The 17,601-nt window shown below is 67.6% G+C and carries 22 protein-coding genes; 9 read left to right on the top strand and 13 right to left on the bottom strand.

Annotation, left to right across the window (positions count from 1 at the left end):
• Positions 1-40: 40 nt before the first annotated feature.
• The 4 genes from aspS (at position 41) to EF888_RS16145 (ending at position 4,109) form a co-directional block, all read left to right on the top strand.
• Complete coding sequence (aspS, locus tag EF888_RS16160) at positions 41-1,822, top strand: aspartate--tRNA ligase (RefSeq protein WP_109759831.1); 1,782 nt, start codon at positions 41-43, stop codon at positions 1,820-1,822.
• Between the two features lies 1 nt (position 1,823).
• Positions 1,824-2,372 (top strand): DUF1993 family protein, encoded by a 549-nt coding sequence (locus EF888_RS16155; RefSeq protein ID WP_109759832.1) that lies wholly within the window; start codon positions 1,824-1,826, stop codon positions 2,370-2,372.
• 244 nt (positions 2,373-2,616) lie between these two features.
• Positions 2,617-3,297, top strand: coding sequence for a GNAT family N-acetyltransferase (locus EF888_RS16150; protein ID WP_109759833.1), 681 nt, complete (start codon positions 2,617-2,619; stop codon positions 3,295-3,297).
• Positions 3,298-3,371: 74 nt separating this feature from the next.
• Entirely contained in the window at positions 3,372-4,109 is a 738-nt protein-coding gene (locus EF888_RS16145) for a BglII/BstYI family type II restriction endonuclease (protein ID WP_109759834.1), read from the top strand.
• A gap of 4 nt (positions 4,110-4,113) precedes the next feature.
• On the opposite strand, the gene EF888_RS16140 is transcribed toward EF888_RS16145, so the two are convergent.
• The 3 genes from EF888_RS16140 to EF888_RS16130 form a co-directional block, all read right to left on the bottom strand.
• Positions 4,114-4,590, bottom strand: a complete 477-nt coding sequence (locus EF888_RS16140; RefSeq protein WP_109759835.1) for a hemerythrin domain-containing protein — start codon at positions 4,588-4,590, stop codon at positions 4,114-4,116.
• A gap of 55 nt (positions 4,591-4,645) precedes the next feature.
• Positions 4,646-5,278 carry an MT-A70 family methyltransferase gene (locus tag EF888_RS16135; RefSeq protein WP_109759940.1) on the bottom strand — a complete coding sequence of 211 codons (633 nt, stop codon included), beginning with the start codon at positions 5,276-5,278 and terminating at the stop codon, positions 4,646-4,648.
• Between the two features lie 76 nt (positions 5,279-5,354).
• A complete protein-coding gene (locus EF888_RS16130) occupies positions 5,355-6,071 on the bottom strand; it encodes a response regulator (RefSeq protein WP_241239700.1) in 717 nt (238 codons plus the stop codon).
• Between the two features lie 145 nt (positions 6,072-6,216).
• Between EF888_RS16130 and mce the strand changes: the two genes are divergently transcribed.
• A complete protein-coding gene (gene mce, locus EF888_RS16125) occupies positions 6,217-6,621 on the top strand; it encodes a methylmalonyl-CoA epimerase (RefSeq protein ID WP_109759836.1) in 405 nt (134 codons plus the stop codon).
• Entirely contained in the window at positions 6,621-6,902 is a 282-nt protein-coding gene (locus EF888_RS16120; RefSeq protein WP_109759837.1) for a DUF1467 family protein, read from the top strand. Before mce ends, EF888_RS16120 begins: the two co-directional genes overlap by 1 nt.
• Here EF888_RS16120 and EF888_RS16115 read toward each other — a convergent pair.
• The 3 genes from EF888_RS16115 to EF888_RS16105 all read right to left on the bottom strand — a co-directional run bounded on the left by EF888_RS16115 (position 6,899) and on the right by EF888_RS16105 (position 9,332).
• Positions 6,899-7,585 carry an EI24 domain-containing protein gene (locus tag EF888_RS16115; protein ID WP_241239699.1) on the bottom strand — a complete coding sequence of 229 codons (687 nt, stop codon included), beginning with the start codon at positions 7,583-7,585 and terminating at the stop codon, positions 6,899-6,901. The genes EF888_RS16120 and EF888_RS16115 overlap by 4 nt on opposite strands.
• Positions 7,582-8,160, bottom strand: a complete 579-nt coding sequence (locus EF888_RS16110) for a nitroreductase family protein (protein WP_109759839.1) — start codon at positions 8,158-8,160, stop codon at positions 7,582-7,584. Before EF888_RS16110 ends, EF888_RS16115 begins: the two co-directional genes overlap by 4 nt.
• A gap of 77 nt (positions 8,161-8,237) precedes the next feature.
• The gene (locus EF888_RS16105; protein ID WP_109759840.1) at positions 8,238-9,332 is read right to left on the bottom strand and encodes a class II histone deacetylase; all 1,095 of its coding nucleotides are present in this window, start codon (positions 9,330-9,332) and stop codon (positions 8,238-8,240) included.
• Between the two features lie 73 nt (positions 9,333-9,405).
• Between EF888_RS16105 and EF888_RS16100 the strand changes: the two genes are divergently transcribed.
• The gene (locus tag EF888_RS16100) at positions 9,406-9,663 is read left to right on the top strand and encodes a DUF167 domain-containing protein (RefSeq protein WP_109759841.1); all 258 of its coding nucleotides are present in this window, start codon (positions 9,406-9,408) and stop codon (positions 9,661-9,663) included.
• A 65-nt stretch (positions 9,664-9,728) separates the two neighbouring features.
• Here the strand turns inward: EF888_RS16100 and trpA are convergent, their stop codons facing one another.
• Together trpA and EF888_RS16090 are read right to left on the bottom strand one after the other, a co-directional pair.
• Positions 9,729-10,520 carry a tryptophan synthase subunit alpha gene (gene trpA, locus EF888_RS16095; RefSeq protein WP_109759842.1) on the bottom strand — a complete coding sequence of 264 codons (792 nt, stop codon included), beginning with the start codon at positions 10,518-10,520 and terminating at the stop codon, positions 9,729-9,731.
• Between the two features lie 50 nt (positions 10,521-10,570).
• Entirely contained in the window at positions 10,571-11,245 is a 675-nt protein-coding gene (locus tag EF888_RS16090) for an SDR family NAD(P)-dependent oxidoreductase (RefSeq protein ID WP_109759843.1), read from the bottom strand.
• A gap of 63 nt (positions 11,246-11,308) precedes the next feature.
• On the opposite strand from EF888_RS16090, the gene EF888_RS16085 reads away from it, so the two are divergent.
• On the top strand, positions 11,309-11,500 hold the full coding sequence (locus tag EF888_RS16085; protein ID WP_109759942.1) for a hypothetical protein: 192 nt from the start codon (positions 11,309-11,311) through the stop codon (positions 11,498-11,500).
• Between the two features lie 4 nt (positions 11,501-11,504).
• Here the strand turns inward: EF888_RS16085 and EF888_RS16080 are convergent, their stop codons facing one another.
• Positions 11,505-11,921 carry a VOC family protein gene (locus EF888_RS16080; protein ID WP_109759844.1) on the bottom strand — a complete coding sequence of 139 codons (417 nt, stop codon included), beginning with the start codon at positions 11,919-11,921 and terminating at the stop codon, positions 11,505-11,507.
• Between the two features lie 123 nt (positions 11,922-12,044).
• Between EF888_RS16080 and ychF the strand changes: the two genes are divergently transcribed.
• Positions 12,045-13,142, top strand: a complete 1,098-nt coding sequence (ychF, locus tag EF888_RS16075; RefSeq protein WP_109759845.1) for a redox-regulated ATPase YchF — start codon at positions 12,045-12,047, stop codon at positions 13,140-13,142.
• A 3-nt stretch (positions 13,143-13,145) separates the two neighbouring features.
• Here the strand turns inward: ychF and EF888_RS16070 are convergent, their stop codons facing one another.
• The 4 genes from EF888_RS16070 to EF888_RS16055 form a co-directional block, all read right to left on the bottom strand.
• Complete coding sequence (locus EF888_RS16070; RefSeq protein ID WP_109759846.1) at positions 13,146-13,988, bottom strand: amidohydrolase family protein; 843 nt, start codon at positions 13,986-13,988, stop codon at positions 13,146-13,148.
• Positions 13,989-14,051: 63 nt separating this feature from the next.
• Entirely contained in the window at positions 14,052-15,008 is a 957-nt protein-coding gene (locus EF888_RS16065; protein ID WP_109759847.1) for an ABC transporter permease, read from the bottom strand.
• Positions 15,005-16,036: an ABC transporter permease gene (locus tag EF888_RS16060; RefSeq protein ID WP_109759848.1), complete on the bottom strand. Its 1,032-nt coding sequence runs from the start codon at positions 16,034-16,036 to the stop codon at positions 15,005-15,007. Before EF888_RS16060 ends, EF888_RS16065 begins: the two co-directional genes overlap by 4 nt.
• On the bottom strand, positions 16,036-17,559 hold the full coding sequence (locus EF888_RS16055) for a sugar ABC transporter ATP-binding protein (protein ID WP_109759943.1): 1,524 nt from the start codon (positions 17,557-17,559) through the stop codon (positions 16,036-16,038). The genes EF888_RS16060 and EF888_RS16055 overlap by 1 nt, the downstream gene beginning before the upstream one ends.
• Positions 17,560-17,601 lie beyond the last annotated feature (42 nt).

Raw genomic sequence — 17,601 nt, 5'->3', positions numbered from 1 at the left:
CGGATCTCCTAACGCCCCCTGCGCCCCGAAGGGAATGCCCATGCACGCCTATCGCACCCACACCTGCGCCGACCTCGACGCGTCGAACGTGGGCGAGACCGTCCGACTCGCGGGCTGGGTCCACCGCATCCGCGACCACGGCGGCATCCTGTTCATCGACCTGCGCGACCACTACGGGATCACGCAGGTGCTGTGCGATCCGGACTCCAAGGTCTTCAAGGCGGTCGAGAAGGTGCGGTCGGAGTGGTGCATCCGCATCGACGGCGAGGTGAAGGCGCGCGACCCGGAACTGGTGAACCCGAAGCTGCCCACGGGCGAGATCGAGGTCTTCGTCCGCGACATCGAGGTGCTGGGGGCGGCCGAGGAATTGCCGCTTCAGGTCTTCGGCGACCAGGAATATCCCGAGGAGACGCGGCTGCGGTATCGCTTCCTCGACCTGCGCCGGGCCGAGATGCAGAAGAACATGACGCTGCGCTCGGACGTGGTGGCGTCGATCCGCAAGCGCATGTGGGAAAAGGATTTCCGCGAGTACCAGACGCCGATCATCACGGCGTCGTCGCCCGAGGGCGCGCGCGACTTCCTGGTGCCGTCACGGCTGCATCCGGGCAAGTTCTATGCGCTGCCGCAGGCGCCGCAGCAGTTCAAGCAGCTTCTGATGGTGTCGGGCTTCGACAAGTATTTCCAGATCGCGCCCTGCTTCCGCGACGAGGATCCGCGCGCCGACCGCTCGCCGACCGACTTCTACCAGCTCGACCTCGAGATGAGCTTCGTCACGCAGGACGATGTTTTCGCGACGGTTCAGCCGGTCATCCAGGGCATCTTCGAGGAGTTCGGCGGCGGCCGCGCGGTCGACAAGCACTGGCCGCAGATCACCTATGCCGACGCCGCGCTGAAGTACGGCACCGACAAGCCGGACCTGCGCAACCCCATCGAGATGCAGGACGTGTCCGAACATTTCCGCGGCTCGGGCTTCGCGATCTTCGCGAAGCTGCTGGAGCAGGAGGGGACGGAGATCCGTGCCATTCCGGCGCCCACGGGCGGTTCACGCAAGTTCTGCGACCGGATGAACGCCTTCGCGCAGAATGAAGGGCTGCCGGGGATGGGGTATATCTTCTGGCGGGAGGCTGAAGACGGCTCGGGCATGGAAGCCGCAGGTCCGCTCGCCAAGAACATCGGACCCGAGCGGACCGAGGCGATCCGAACGCAACTCGGCCTCGGCAAGGGCGACGCCGCCTTCTTCCTCGGCGGGAAGCCCGAGGGCTTCGAGCGTGTCGCGGGTCTGGCGAGGAATGTCATCGGCGAGGAACTGAACCTCACTGACAAGACCCGTTTCGCCTTCGCCTGGATCGTCGATTTCCCGATGTACGAAAAGGACGACGAGGGCGGGATCGACTTCAGCCACAACCCCTTCTCGATGCCGCAGGGGGGGATGGATGCGCTGGACGGCGATCCGCTGAAGGTGCTTGGATTCCAGTACGATCTGGCGTGCAACGGATACGAGCTGGTATCGGGCGCGATCCGGAACCACCGCCCGGACATCATGTTCCGCGCCTTCGCTATTGCGGGTTACGGCGAGGACGAGGTGCGCAAGCGCTTCGGCGGGATGGTCAACGCCTTCCGCTATGGCGCGCCGCCGCACGGGGGCTGCGCGCTGGGCATCGACCGGACGGTTATGCTGCTCGCGGACGAGAGCAACATCCGGCAGGTCATGCTGTTTCCGATGAACCAGCGGGCCGAGGACCTGATGATGGGCGCGCCGTCGGAGCCGACGAACGAGCAGCTTCGGGAGTTGCGGTTGCGGGTGCTGCCGGCTGAGGACTGACATGGCGGCCGCGTCGGACGGTCATCCCCCGGAGTACGGCGAGGCGGTGACGCCGGCCCTCGTCGCCATCGGCAGGGCCTTGCACCTGCTGGCGCGGACCACGGAGGCGGGGCGCGAGGATCTTCTTTCGCGCTCGCTGGCGCCCGGCATGTTCGACTGCGGGACGCAGCTTCGCACCGTGGGCATCTTCGCCCTGCGTTCGACCTTCACGCTTCTGGGACGCGATTGGCCGAGGGACATCGTCCAGGGTGGGTTTGCGGACGGCGCCGAGGGTCTGGAGGCGCGGCTGAGACTCGCGGCGGAGCAGGTGAGATCTCTCGACCCCGCCGACTTCACGGGCGCCTTCGGGCGGACGGTCGACCATATCGCGGGCGACGCGGCGTTGTCTCAGGACGGCGACGTCTATCTGCGGCTCTTCGCGCTGCCGAACCTGTGGTTCCACCTCTCGATGGCCTTCGCGATCCTGCGGGCGGAGGGTCTGGATGTCGGCAAGTCGGACTTCGACGGCTGGCACAGCTATGCGCCGGGGTTCAGCTTTTCAGGCCGCTGACCGCCCGTGCAGAGCCCTGTGACCGATAGGCAGTCACGGCCGCCTGTCGCTGAACGAGGGCGACAGCCTTGCCGTCGACGCGCTGAACGTGAAGGGCGGTCCCGCTCTTCTTCTCGGTGCGGGTCTGACGGCCTCCACCGCCGGCCGGTCGGGCCTTCGCGGACCCGGCCGTTTTCGTTTGGCCATTGTGGGCGGAGGGGCGGTGGGGTTCTGTGGCGCGGACGACCGAAGAAGGAGCGCCGCCTTGACCGACCTGTCCCGCTGGACCCCGCCGCCCGTACCGACCCGCGCGCCTCTTCAGGGCCGGTATGTCCGCCTGGAGCCCTTGACCGAGGCGCATGTGCCGGAGCTTTGGGAGGCGCAGACCGATCCCGAGACCTGGCGCTACATCCCCGTCGGTCCCTTCGCGTCGGAGATGGAGTTGGGAGTCTGGGTCCGGGCGGTTTCCGCCGCCGACGATCCCTTGCAGTTCGCGGTCCGGATGGTGGATGGGCGGCTGGGCGGTACGATGAGCCTGATGCGCATCACGCCCGCGGCGGGGACGATAGAGGTCGGATACATCGTCTACACACCCCGGCTTCAGAAGACGCGCGAGGCGACCGAGGCGCTATACTTGTTCATGCGCTGGGTCTTCGAGGCGGGCTATCGCCGCTTCGAATGGAAGTGCGACGCGGCCAACGGGCCCTCGCGGCGCGCGGCAGAGCGGTTCGGCTTCTCCTACGAAGGCGTCTTCCGGCAGGCGGCGGTGGTGAAGGGGCGGAACCGCGACACGGCGTGGTTCGCCTGCATCGACAGGGAATGGCCTGCGTTGCGGGAGGCTTACGAGGCTTGGTTGGACCCGTCGAACTTCGATGGCGACGGGCGGCAGAAGACGGCGCTGGCGGAGATGACGGCGCCGATCCTCGTCACGCGCGATCCGGGCTGAGGGCGGATCTGCGTATTTAAGGCAAGATGAAGGGACGTTGCGGCGCGCGCGTCCCTCGCGGTAAGAGGCGAGCCATGCTGTCCGCGCTTTCCGACCTCGGCTTCGACGTGATGACGCGCAACCACGCGGGTGCGATCCTGGCGCAGGATTTCCCGGCGGAATTCGACATGCTGGTGCGCGTGCTGTCCGAGTTCCGCATCTCGCTGGGCGAGATCGTGATGGGCGGCGGCGGCGAGGCGGGGCTGACGCAGCGCCTTCGTCACGAATTGTCGGATGTCGGTTGGCGGAAGCACCGCTTCCAGGTCCAGACCATCGTCGACGGAGTAGAACGCGCGGGGGTCAGCCACGAGGTCGACCACGTCAAGTTCGCGACGGGCGGCACGCTGGCGCTGGAAATCGAGTGGAACAACAAGGATCCGTTCTTCGACCGCGACCTGGAGAACTTTCAGCGGCTTCACGCTCTGAGTGCCATCAGCCTGGGCGTCGTCGTCACGCGCGGCGCGACGATGCAGCAGGCCTTCCTGCCGAGGATCACCGAGTGGATGCGGGAGCGGGGGTTGTCCTCGGAAGACGATCTTGACCGTCTTGGCATTGGCGCGCGAACGATCGCGCAGCGCAAGACGGTGGCGGGGCTGGTGGCGCGCGGGATGGCGTTCGACGAGGCCTTCGCGCGCAAGTTCGTGTCGGACAAGTTCGGGCAGGCGACGACGCATTGGGCGAAGCTGGAGGAGCGGGTGCTGCGCGGCGTCGGCAATCCCTGTCCGCTCCTCCTGATCGGTCTGCCGGCGGCCGTGTTGACCACCGACGGCTGAGGCGTCAATCCTCGAGCGCGTCTTCGCGCTTTTCCTCGATCAGGCCGCGCTCTTCCTTCTTCCGCGCAAGGAAGCGGTCGCCGTAGCCCGCGATCTCGTCGTCGGGGATGACCTCTTTCGCGCGTTCGAAGACCTCGTCCTCTTCCTCGTCCATGTGATGTTCGTAGTCGTGCTTGAGCTGCTTGAACTTCTCGATCCACGAGCCCTGGCTCATGTCCATCTCGCGCAATTCCTCCAGCAGGTCGTTCATCTCGGCGTGTTCCTGAACGGAGTGCCGGGCGGCGTCCTGGCCCCAGGTCTTGGACATCAGCTTGGAGTAAAAGGTCTCTTCCTCGGCCGCGGAATGGCTTTTCACGTCCTCGTAGAAGGTGTCCCAGGCATCCTGCCGCTCGTCCGACGCGCCCTCGGTGTCGGCGATGCGGTCGAGAAGCTTCCGGTGGGTGTCGTGGTCGGCCTTGATGGCGTCGTAGATGTTCGGCATGGCGTGTCGCTCCCTTCAGTCGGCACGCCAACGCGTCCGGCCGGGATGCGTTCCCTTATTCGGCTGCCACGCCCGAGTTGTAGCTGTAGGTGTTCCAGTCGGGCTTGTAGTCGGCGTCGGCCTGGTTGCCCCAGACCGTCCAGCCGTCGCGCACGCCGCGCCCGAACAGCTCGAGGTACGGGCCCCAGGAGCAATCTTCGATGATGCCGTACTGTTCGTCGGGCTTGCGCGAATGCTCGCGCTTGCGGGTCTGGATCATGTTGACCTGGCGCCGCCCCGGCGCCTCGGTCCGCACACCCTTGCCGCGGGTGCCGAAGAGCAGGATCTCGGTCACGTTGCGGAAGTAGAAGCCGACGCCGCGTCCGTCGGACCCGCCGTCCTTGCGGACCTTGTGCCAGACGATGTTCGACTTGTAGTCGAAGCCCCAGGCAGTCAGGACCTGAAGGCCTTCGGGCAGAAGGGCGTTCGGAACCCAGAGATAGCAGTGCGCGCGATCCTGGAGATGGTCCGCGACGGGGAGGGCGCAGATCTCCGCCAGGTCCATCGTCGGATAGCGCGCGAGGCGCTTGTGCTCGGGCGCGACCTTGCCGGTGCGGTTGACGAAGCGCCACGGCGGATCGGCCAGAACGGTGCCGAAACGGTCGCCGTTCAGGAAGCCTTCCAGGTGTTGTGCTGCCGTCTGCCCCATGTCCAACATGATGGTTCGTCATGCCCCCGATTGCCAGTGGAACATTAGGCGAACATGTGCGCGCTGTCCACCTGGGCTAAACCAGTTCCAGACGGTCGATGCGGGACTGCACCTCGGTCGCGAGGCGTCGGGCCGTGGCGACGCCGCCCGTTCCGTCGGACAGCGCCGCGATGCGGCCCGCGATCTCGGCAAGGGCGGGGTCGCCCGCGTCCTTGGCGAGGCTGGCGAGGAAGGTGGCGACATAGGCGATCGTCCGCGCCTCGGGGTCGCTGCGCAGGAGGTCGGCGGCAAGGCAGAGGTCGTCGCGAAGCGCGATGGGATCGGGCTCGACCGTGTCGATGACAGGACGGGCGAGGGTTGTCGTGCGGATCGGCTCGGGGAGGAGAGCCACCACCACCGCCTGGAAGCGCGACACGGACGCCAGGGGCTTCGACAGGAAGGCGTCGGCGCCCGCGTCGAGCGCCGCGGCGCCCAAAGCCTCGTCGCCCGAAACGGCGAGGATGCCGTCAATGCGTGGCTCGGCGCGCGCGAGGCGGCGGATGAGGTCGAGGCCCGAGCCGTCCGGCAGACCCAGGTCGACCACCGCGATGCGAGGTCTGTAGGTCCTCAGGTGGCGTTCGGCCGAGGCCAGGCTTTCGGCGCGACGGATACGCGCGCCCGAGCGTTGGCAGATCAGGCGCATCGCCTCGCAGGCGTGGCGGCTGTCCTCGACCAGAAGGATGACGGTGCCGAGCAGCGGACGTTCCGCCGTGGGCGGTTGGAGCATGACGAGGTCTTCGAGCGTGCTGGGCAAGGGTCTTCTCCCTGAATGGACGCGTTCGCCATTACGGACCGGAATTGGCTAATGTCGCGTTAATCGCGGCTCTGCGGCGGCGTGTCCCTTGCCGCCGGGGGTCTTGCGGGACCATATGGCGAAAAGCCGGACGAGGGAGACCTGCATGATCGGACGCCTCAATCACGTCGCCATCGCGGTGCCCGACCTGACGGCCGCCGCTGCGCTTTATCGCGACACGCTGGGCGCGGACGTCGGCCCCGAACAGGACGAACCCGATCACGGGGTGACGGTGGTGTTCATCACCTTGCCGAACACGAAGATCGAGCTGCTTCATCCCTTGGGCGAAGGCTCTCCCATCGCCGGGTTTCTGGAAAAGAACCCCTCGGGCGGCATCCATCACATCTGCTACGAGGTCGAGGATATCCGCGCCGCCGCCGCGCGCCTGACCGCATCGGGCGCGCGCGTCCTCGGCACCGGCGAGCCGAAGATCGGCGCGCACGGCAAGCCGGTGTTGTTCCTGCATCCGAAGGATTTCACCGGCACCCTGATCGAGCTGGAGGAGGTCTGATGAACGTCGTCTCCGCCATCGTCCTGCTTGCCATCGTCTGGTTCATGACGCTCTTCGTGCTGTTGCCCGTGGGGCTGCGCACGCAGGGCGACGAAGGCGAGACGCTGAAGGGCACGCACGCCGGGTCGCCCGCCTCGTCGTTCTCGATGAGGCGCAAGCTGAAGCAGGTGACGTTGATCGCGCTGCCGGTCTGGGCCCTGATCTGCGCCGTCATCATCTGGGGCGGGATCACCGTCGCGGACATCGACATATTCGACCGCCTGGGAGCGCAGCGGAACTAGGCCTGTCGCTCCAGCCTGTGGAACAGGTGGACGAAGGTCGCCGCGCCCAGGATCGGCACGAAGAGGTTCACCAGCGGAATCGTCAGCGGCACCGCCATCAGCGCGCCCGCCGCCCAGATCGTCGCGATATGACGGCGGAAGGCGGCGCGGGCGCCCGGCTTGCCCAGACGCCGGAGCGCGATCATGCGGAAGTATTCCCGTCCGAGAAGAAACCCGTTCAGCCCGTAAAAGACGAAGGGCGCGAGCGGCGTGAAATAGAAGACAAGTGCGGCGAGGTTCGCCACGACGATCACGCCGAGCGAGGTCAACGCCTCGCCCATCCCGTCGGCGAAGCTGGTGCGGGGCGCGGACGGCAGGGTCGGATAGTGCGTCTCTTCGACCGCGTCGGCAACGTCGTCGAGGAAGATGCCGGTGAAGGCCGAGGCGACGGGCACCATCAGGAAGATGGACAGCACCATCATCAGAAGAACCGATCCCCAGGACAGCATCTCGTCCACGAACGAGATCTCTCCGACCCAGGGCAGGGTGAAGCTGTCGGGCAAAAGCCACTGCACGCCCCAGAAGACAAGGACGTAGGCGCCGATCAAAAGCGCCACCGTCAGGCCCACGCCCATGACCAGCACGCGCTGGAACCGCGCGTCGCCCATCTGGCCGAGGGCGGCGAGGAAAGACGCCGGGATCACGCCTCGATCCACTCCGTCAGCGCATCGACGTCGGGGCGCGGGCGGTCGGGGGGAGGAGACGTCTCGGTGCCGAGGTGGACGATGCCCGCGATCCATTCGTGCGGCATGAGGCCCAGCTGCCTCTCGCGCCAGTCGGCGTCGTGGCTGGCCCAGCCCGACAGCCAGTTCGCGCCCCAGCCGGCGGCGAGCGCGGCGGACAGCAGGTTCATGCAGACCGCACCGGCCGAGAGCGTCTGTTCGATCCCGGGGATCTTGTCTGAGGGTTTCGGACTGGCCACGACGACGACGGCAAGGCCTGCGCCCCCCATCTCGGCCCGCGCCTTGTCGATCTTCTCGGGCTCGATCCCGAGCTCGGCGCCCTTTTCGGCCAGCGTCCCGGCGAGGCGGGCGAGTGCCGGCGCCTCGAGGACGAGGAACCGCCAGGGCTCGAGCTTGCCGTGGTCGGGCGCGCGGGCGGCGACGGTCAACAGGCGCCTTACCTCGTCACGGGCGGGAAACGGTCCCGCCAGTGTCTTCGCAGGGCGCGAGCGCCGGGTTTCGAGGAAGGCGAGCGCGCTGGGGTTCGGGTCTGGCATCGGGTCTCCTGTGCTGCGCCAGAGGTAAGGCCAGCCGAGCGGAATTTCCAGCGGGTCAGGCCTGCCGGCGAGATTGCTCAAAGGGCTTCCGCCATATCGCCGATCAGCCCGTCGAGGAAGGCGTCGAAGGCAGGGCCCGGTTGCCGCTTCGCCAGTGTCGCGGCGAAGGGATCGGGCGCGTCGATGGCGCTGCCCGCGAGTTCGGCGATGGTGGCATGGCCGCAGAAGGGGACGTGGAACTCGGAATAGCCGCCCTCGTGGACGAGGACGAGGCGGCCGCCGCAGACGTCCTCGGCCAGGGCCTTCGTCATGCGCGTCATCTGGCGGAACGTGTCCTGCGTCGCCAGCATCCGCCCGAGCGGATCGAAGGCCGAGGCGTCGAAGCCGCAGGCGACCACGATGGCGTCGGGCCGGAAGGCGCGGATGGCGGGAAGGGCGAGGCGCTCCATCGCCGCCATGTAGCCCTTGTGGCCGGTCCCGGGAGGCAGGGGGATGTTGATGTTGAAACCTACGCCCGCACCCTCGCCTCGAACGGCGAAGTCGCCGGTGTCGAGCGGATAGTTCCGCTCCTGGTGGATCGAGACGGTCAGCACGTCGGCACGGTCGAGGAAGATCGCCTCGGTGCCGTTGCCGTGGTGGACGTCCCAGTCGAGGACGGCGATCCTCCCTGCGCGACCCTCGGCCAGCGCCGCCTCGACCGCGATGGCGATGTTGGCGAGAAGGCAGAAGCCATTCTGCCAGTCGGGCAGGCAATGGTGACCGGGCGGGCGCGACAGCGCGTAGGCGTTCTGGTGTTCGCCTGACAGGACCGAGCGCAGCGCCGAGGTGGCGAGGCCCGCCGAGAGGGCCGCGATCTCGTAGCCGTCCGGGCCATAGGGCGCGCGCAGGCCGGTCTCGCCGCCGCCCGCCGCAGCCGTCTCGCGGAAGGTGGCGAGGAAGGCGGCGGGATGGACGCGCCGCAATTCCTCCTCGGTGACAGGCGGGGCGGAACGCGCGTCGAGGTCGGCCAGAAGGCCGGTGACGTCGAGGAGGTTCTTAAGCCGCCGCTTGGTCTCGGGGCTTTCGGGCAGGCCCGCGCCGGGCTGCACGAGGCCGCCTTGCGGCACCATGAAGGAATAGGTGCCGCCCGCGTGCCAGAAGCACCTCTCGTCCCAGTAGAATGCCGTCGTCATGGGCAAAGCCTAGACGGCCGGCGGGGCGGACGGAAGTCTTGAAGCGCGGGCGGCCGCGCGGCAGGCTCGATCCATGACGGACCTGTCGCACCTCGCCCGGCCCGGTGCCCGCATCGCGGTGCGGGTGACGCCGAAAGCCTCGCGCGCGCGGATCGAGGAGGACGCCGGGCTTGTCCGCGTCTGGGTCACTGTCCCTCCGGAGGATGGCAAGGCCAATGCGGCGGTGCGCAAGGCGCTGGCGAAGGCGCTTGGCGTGGCACCCTCGCGGCTGACACTGGTGCGGGGCGCGACGAGCCGGGACAAGGTGTTCGAGATCGCGGGCGATCCCTGAGCTTCTTCTGTCCTCAACTACTCCGGGGTGAGCCCCGACAGGGGCGAGGGGCAGAGCCCTTCACGTCACGCGGAATGCGCGCCCTCGGCCAGTCCGCGCACGAACTCCAGCACCTCGTCGGGCGACTTTCCCTTGCCGATCAGGTCGACGATGGCCGACCCCACCACCGCGCCGTCGGCGACGCGCGCGATGTCGCGGCTGGTCTCGGGGGTCCTGATGCCGAAGCCCACGATCACGGGCAGGTCGGTCTGCGCCTTGATCCGGGCGACCTCGGGGCCGACGTCGGTGGCCACGGCGTTGGCCGCACCGGTGATGCCGGTGATCGACACGTAGTAGACGAAGCCCGAGGTGTTGGTCAGCACCTTGGGCAGCCGCCTGTCGTCGGTCGTGGGCGTTGCGAGGCGAATGAAGTTGAGGCCGGCCTTCTGGGCGGGGATGCACAGTTCCTCGTCCTCTTCGGGCGGCAGGTCGACAACGATCAGCCCGTCGATGCCGGCGACCTTCGCATCGACAAGGAAGCGGTCGACGCCGTGCGAATAGATCGGGTTGTAGTAGCCCATCAGCACGATGGGCGTGGTGTCGTCGTCCTCGCGGAAGCGGCGGGCAAGCTCGAGCGTACGCTTCAGCGTCATGCCCGCCTCGAGTGCGCGCTGGCCAGCAAGCTGGATCGTCGGGCCGTCCGCCATCGGGTCGGTGAAGGGCAGGCCCAGCTCGATCACGTCGACGCCGGCGGCGGGCAGGCCCTTCACGATGGCGAGCGAGGTGTCGAAGTCGGGGTCGCCCGCCATGACGTAGGAGACGAAGCCCTTGCGGCCTTCGGCGCGCAGGCGCTGGAACGTCCGGTCGATGCGGGTCATGGGGGCCTCCCTCTGGGTCGGGCTTCCTTTGCCCGATGCCCGGCGGAAGATCAATCGCGGCCGGTGAAAATGCGTTCGGCGACCCAGTCTTCGCGCGGGGCGGCGTGGACCTCCCAGAAGGCGTCGGCGATGGCGCGGGGGTCGAAGGCGGTTCCCGGCTTGATGGTGCCGTCGATGGTGACGGTGGCGAAGTTCACGCCGCGGTCGTGGAAATCCTTCGCGCCCGACAGGGCGAGGGCACGAATGGCGCATTTCGATGCGCCGAGGGCAGGGGCCGCGGCGTTCTTGCCGGGGTTCAGCCCCATGCGGCTTCCGGTCCAGAGGATCGTGCCTTTGCCGGCTGCCTCCATCCCCGCAAGGACGTGCTGCGAACCGAGGAGGGCCGCGCCGACCGACAGCGCCATCTCGGCCATCAGGGTCGCGGGATCGATGTCGGGCGTTCGGCCCGGGATCCATCGGCTGACCGAATGGATGAAGACCGAGGCCGGTCCCATGTCGCCCGTCACCCTTTCGAGCGAGGCGCGGAGGCCGACGAGGTCGGTCGCGTCGACGGGATAGCCATAGACCCTGCGGCCCGTCTCCTCGGCCACGTCCCGCGACAGGGCGTTCAGACGCGAGCCGTCGCGGGCGAGCATCGCGACATCGAAGCCGCCGGCGGCGAAACGTCGGGAAAGCGCCTGGCCCAAGCCGGGGCCGGCGCCGAGGATGATGGCAGGTCCGTTCATACCTCCTGACCTAGCGCCGCGCCGGGACTGGACAACCGGCAGGGCGCGCCCCAAATGACGGTCATGAACTACTTGCTCGCCATCCTTCTGCCGCCCCTGTCGATCGTCTTCGCCGGTCGACCCTTCCTGGGCGTCATCATTTTCTTCATTTGGCTGCCCGCGCTTTTCTTCTCGGGCGGGCTGACGCATCCGATGTTCGTGCTCCTGGCATGGTTCATCATCTTCCAGGGCCGCGAGAGCCGGGCGCGCGACTAGGGCGTCACGACGCCTCGCCGTCCTGCATGATCATCCAGCGGATGCCGAAGCGGTCGGACATGGCGCCGTAGAGCGGTGCGAAGAATTCCGGTTGCAGCGGCATCCTGATCTCTCCGCCCTCGGACAGGGCGTCCCAGACGCGGCGTGTCTCGGCCTCGGTCGGGAAGGCGAGCGAGACGTTGCAGCCGGCCATCTCCTGCGTCGAGATCGAGGGATCGTCGCTGCCGTAGATCCAGCCGTCGCCGATCTTGAGCGACGCGTGCATCACCATGTCGTTCGTGACGCCGGGCATCGAGCCCTGGGCCTCGGGTGGCATGTCGGCGAAGGACATGATCTCGGGCGAGGCGTCGAAGACGCGGCCGTAGGTTTCGAACGCCTCGCGGCAGTTGCCCGGAAAGAAGAGGTAGATGATCGGCTGCATCGGTCGACTCCCTATTGTGTTGATATCAACTTACATAGGGTGGACGGCGGCTGGCAACCCCCGGGTTGCGGCGGGCGGGGCGCCGCCGTAGAAGGCGTCGTCTTTGCCGAAGGAGGGTCCGCGATGGGCTTCAAGACCGGGATCGTGGGCCTGCCGAACGTCGGCAAGTCGACGCTGTTCAATGCGCTGACGCGGACCGCCGCGGCGCAGGCGGCCAACTTTCCCTTCTGCACCATCGAACCCAACGTGGGCGAGGTGGCGGTGCCGGATGCGCGCCTGGACAAGCTGGCAACGATCGCGAAGTCGAAGCAGGTCGTTCCGGCGCGGATCACCTTCGTCGACATCGCGGGCCTCGTGAAGGGCGCGTCCAAGGGCGAGGGTCTGGGCAACCAGTTCCTGGCCAACATCCGCGAGGTCGATGCCATCGCGCACGTCCTGCGCTGCTTCGAGGACGGCGACGTGACCCATGTCGAGGGTCGCGTCGATCCCATCGCGGATGCCGAGACCATCGAGACCGAATTGATGCTCGCCGATCTCGAGTCCATCGAGCGGCGGCTGCAGAACATCGTGCGCAAGGTGCGCGGCGGCGACAAGGAAGCCGTGGCGCAGGAGCGTCTGCTGAAGGCCGCGCAGGCGGCCCTGGAGCAGGGGCGTCCGGCGCGGTCGGTCGCGGTCGACGAGGAGGACCAGAAGGCCTGGAAGGCGCTTCAGCTTCTGACGTCGAAGCCCGTGCTGTTCGTGTGCAACGTCTCCGAGGCCGAGGCGGCGACGGGCAACGCGCAGTCCGAGCGGGTGGCCCAGATGGCGGCCGAGCAGGGTGCGGCCTCGGTCGTGATCTCGGCCCGGATCGAGGAGGAGATCAGCCAGCTCGACCGCGAGGAGGCGGAGATGTTCCTCTCCGAGATGGGACTGGAGGAAGCAGGCCTCGACCGGCTGATCCGGGCGGGCTACGGGCTTCTGGGGCTTCAGACCTATTTCACGGTCGGCCCGAAGGAAGCGCGGGCCTGGACGATCCGCAAGGGCACGCTGGCGCCGCAGGCGGCCGGCGTGATCCACGGCGACTTCGAGAAGGGCTTCATCCGCGCCGAGACCATCGCCTATGACGACTATGTCGCGCTGAACGGCGAGACGGGGGCGAAGGACGCGGGCAAGATGCGCGTCGAGGGCAAGACCTATGACGTGAAGGACGGCGACGTCCTGCACTTCCTGCACTCGGGCTGAGACTCAAATCCCGTAGAACGCCGCGCCGGTGTCATGGAAGACCTTCCGCCGTGCGGTGGCGTCCAGGTAGGGCGCCAGGATCGTCCGCGCGGTGTCGAGCACGTCGCCGTAGCTCTCTGCCGCCAGAAGCGCAACGGGCCAGTCCGAGCCGAACATGCAGCGGTCGGGACCGAAGGATTCCAGCGCGTGGACGGCATAAGGGGTCAGGTCGTCCGTCGTCCAATCCGGTCCGGCCTCGGTCACCATACCCGAGATCTTGCAGAAGACGTCCGGTATCGCCGCGAGTTCGTCCATCGCGCCCGCCCAGGGTTCCCACATGCGCCCCGCGATGTCGGGTTTCGAGAGGTGATTGACCACGGCCTTGAGGCCCGGCGTGCGGCGCAGCGCCTCGACGGCGTGCGGAAGCTGCGGCGGCTTCGTCAGCACCTCGAACCGGGCGCCCGTCTCTGCCATGTGCGCGAGGTTCTTCAGGGCGCGCGGCTTCAGGATCCAGTCGTCGGGCGCGAGGTCCTGAAGCATCGGACGCAGCGACTTGAACCACGGGTTCTCCATTCGTGCGGCAAGTCGGTCGGGAAAGGCCTCGTCGTCGAGGTCGAGCCAGCCGCAGACGCCGGCGATCCAGTCGGTCCGCGCGGCGAGGTCGAGCAGGAAATCGGTCTCGGCCTCGGTATCGGCGGCCTGGACGAGGATCGTCCTCGTGACGCCCGCCGCGTTCAGATGCGGGGCGAGGTCGTCCGGTCCGTAGTCGCGGTAAAGCACGCCCAAGTCGGGCGACATCCAGAAGTAATCGCCCCGGTCGATCCGCCAGAGGTGGTGATGGGTGTCGATCACGACGTCGCGCGGCATGGCTGGCACCTCCCTGCCGTCAGGGTGGCGTCCGGCGGCAGGGCTGTCAAACCGACAAGAGTCTCAGGTGCGCGATCCGCCCTCCCGGCCATAGACCAGCAGCATCCCCACGATGACGACGCCGTAGATGATCTGGCGAAAGGCCTCCGGCATCTGCATGATCGACAGGACGGAATTGAGGAAGACGATCAGGATCACGCCCACGAGCGTTCCGGCATAGCGACCGCGCCCGCCGAGGATGTGCGTGCCGCCCAGAACGACGGCGGCGATGGCGGGCAGAAGGAAGGCGTTGCCCATGCCCTGATAGGCCTTGGCCGAGTACCCGGCGAGAAGGACGCCGGCCGTCGAGGCGCAGAGAGCCGAGATCACGAAGGCCGCGACGATGACGCCGCGCGTGCGGATGCCTGACAGGTAGGCGGCGCCCTCTTTCGCGCCGGTGGCGTAGATGGCCTTGCCGAGGCCGGTGCGCGTCAGGATGCCTGCGATCACAAGAGACACGCCGGCCCAGACGAAGATCGCCACGGGGATACCCGCGATGCGGTCCGCGGCGAGGAAGCGCATGAGCGGCGAGGCGGTGGTCTGCGGCGCGAAGCCGCCGGTATGCGCGACCATCAGGCCACGCAGGACCGAGTCGACGCCGAGCGTGAAGATCATCGAGGGAATGCGCAGGTAAGCCACGCCGAAGCCGTTGAGGAGACCGACGAGGAGTCCCACGGCAAGCCCGGTCGGGATGGCCCATGGCCCGCCCACGGTCGTCGCCATCATCGCCGCCGCCGTCAGCGTCCATGGCACCGACAGGTCGATGTGGCCGAGAAGGATCACCACCATCATGCCGGCGGCGCAGATGCCGAGGAACGAGCCGATCTGAAGCTGTTGCAACAGATAGCCGGGTGACAGCATCGGCGCGGTGCCCTGGGTCGACAATGTGTAGACCGTGCCGAAGAGGACGATGACCACGACGAAGATCGCGGCGATGGCGATGGGGCGGTTCTCGGGCGAGAGGCGCGCGAAGGGGGTCATCGGAAAAGCTCCAGCCTGTTCTTGACCCTGAGCGTGCGCAGCGCGCCAAGCGAGACCGCGACGAGAAGGACAAGCCCCTCGATCAGAGGTTGCAGGAGCGGGTCGATGGAGAGAATGCGGAAGTAGAACGAGATCACGCGCAGGATGCCCGCGCCGACCAGCGAGCCGATGGCGCCGCCGATGCCTCCCAGAAGCGAGGACCCTCCCAGGACGACGGCGGCGATGGAATTAAGCGTATAGGCCCCCGCCTGCGACACGTCGGCATTGCCGGACGAGGTCTGGATGGCAAGGTAGAGCCCGCCGCAGGACGCGAAAAATCCCGCCAGCGTAAAGGCCGCGATCTTGGCGCGACGGACCGGAAGACCGGACATGAAGGCGGCACTTTCCGCCGAGCCGATGGCATAGACCGTGCGCCCGGTGACGGTGCGCTTGAAGGGGATCCAGACCCCGAATCCGATCACGAGAAGGATGATGAGAGGCACGGGTATGTTGACGAAGGGCTGCAGCCAGGCGGCGTTGCCGTCGTCGGCAAGGCCGTAGGTTTCGGCGAAGTCGAAGACCGCGTTGGTCACCGCCCAGTTCAGGTCGCCGTCGATCTCGCCGCCGGGCGAGGGACGGATGATGAGGGCCAGACCGATGGCGATGGCCCCCGTGGCGAGCGTCGCGATGATGGGCTGGATGCGGCCGTAGACCACGATAAGGCCGTTCATCAGGCCGAAGGCGGTGCCGCAGGCGAGCGTGACGATCATGCCCAGCACCATCTGCACGGGCGAGCCCGTGACGAGGTGCGAGGCGATGCAGTTCGCCAGCGTCATCACCGCGCCTACAGAGAGGTCGAGCCCGCCCATCAGGACCGGGATCGTCTGCGCCATGGCGACGAAGGCGATGGCGACGCTTTCGTTGGCGTTCTGGATGAAGACCGCGGTCGAGAAGCCGCGCGGATGCAGCGCGTGGTAGCCGAGGAACAGGACCAGGAACATCGCGAGGGCGCCGGCGAAGGCGCGGTTCCTGAGGATAAGGTCGCGCATCAGGCCGCCTCCCCGCCGGGGATATTCAGCGAGGCCGAGACGATGTTCTCTTCGGTCAGACGCTCGCCATCGAGTTCGGCGACCACGCGGCCGTCGTAGAGGATCGAGACGCGGTCGCAGCAGCCGATCAGCTCGTCATAGTCGGTGGAGTAGAGGACGATGGCCTTTCCGGCGTCGGCAAGCTGGCGCATCAGGCGATAGATCTCCTGCTTTGTGCCCACGTCGATGCCGCGCGTGGGATCGTTCAGAAGGATCACGTCGGGGTCGTCGATCAGCCATTTGGCGATGACGACCTTCTGCTGGTTGCCGCCGGACAGCGTCTCGACCTTGTCGGTGACGTCGCCAACCTTGATCTGTAGCTGGGTCACGGCGTCCGCGATGGCCGTATCGGCGCGGCTCCGGTCGATCAGGGGGCCGGTCGAGACGCGGGCGTAATTCGGAGTCAGCAGGTTGTCGGCGATGGAGAGTTGCAGCATCAGCCCCTCGGTCTTGCGATCCTCGGGCACGAGGGCGAGCGAGGTCGGCTGCCGCTTGGCCCTGGCGGGAGACGCGGGTCGATACGGGCGGCCGCCGAGTTCGATGCGGCCCGTGACGCCCTTAAGCACCCCGAAGAGCGCGAGCAGCAGTTCCTTGTGTCCCTGACCGTCGAGGCCGCCGAGGCCGAGGATCTCGCCCGGTGCGACCTCGATGTCGATGCCCTTGAGCCGGTCCTCCCACTTCAGGGCCTCGACCTTGAGCGCGGGCGACTTGCCGGCAACGGGCGCGGGCTTCGGCGGGAACTGGGCCTCGATGTCGCGGCCGATCATCAGGCGCACGATCTCGCCACTCGTCCTCTCGCCCTTGCCGAAGGTCTCGATGTGGTGGCCGTTGCGGAAGACCGACAGCGTGTCGCAGAGTGCGTCTACCTCGTGCATCCGGTGGCTGATGAAGAGGCTCGCCACGTTGTCCTCGCGCAGCTTGCCGAGAAGGTCGTAGACGGTCTGGACGTCACGGCTCGTCAGGGCCGAGGTCGCCTCGTCGAGGATCAGGACGGACGGGTTCTTCGAGATGGCCTTGGCGATCTCGACCATCTGGCGGCGCGACAGGCTGAGGTCGCGCACGTTGGTGTCGGGGTTCACGTCCTCGCAGTCGATCCGCGCCAGAAGCTCCTCGGAGCGGCGGCGCTGCGCCCGGCGGTCGATGAGGCCCAGGCTGCGGGGGGGGCGGTCGATGAAGATGTTGTCGGCGACCGACAGGTCCGGGATCAGCGACAGCTCCTGGAAGATGCAGACGATGCCGGCGTCGCGCGCTTCGGCGGGACTGCGAAAGGCGACCGGCCTGCCGTCGAGAAGCATCCGGCCCTCGCTGGGCGGCAGGACGCCCGCCATGATCTTGATGAGCGTCGATTTGCCCGCGCCGTTCTCGCCCAGAATCGCGTGGATCGTGCCGCGGCGGCACTGGAAGTCCACGTCCTTCAGGGCGGTGATGCCGCCGAAGTAGCGCGAGACGCCTTCCAGGGCGACGTGCGGGGTCGTGCTGTCCATGCCTGCCTCGTGGTATGGGGTCGGCGGCGCCCCCTGGAGCGC

It is taken from the genome of Silicimonas algicola, assembly GCF_003970735.1.
GTDB classification, from domain to species: Bacteria; Pseudomonadota; Alphaproteobacteria; order Rhodobacterales; family Rhodobacteraceae; genus Silicimonas; species Silicimonas algicola.
This window is presented reverse-complemented; position numbering and strand designations above follow the sequence as displayed.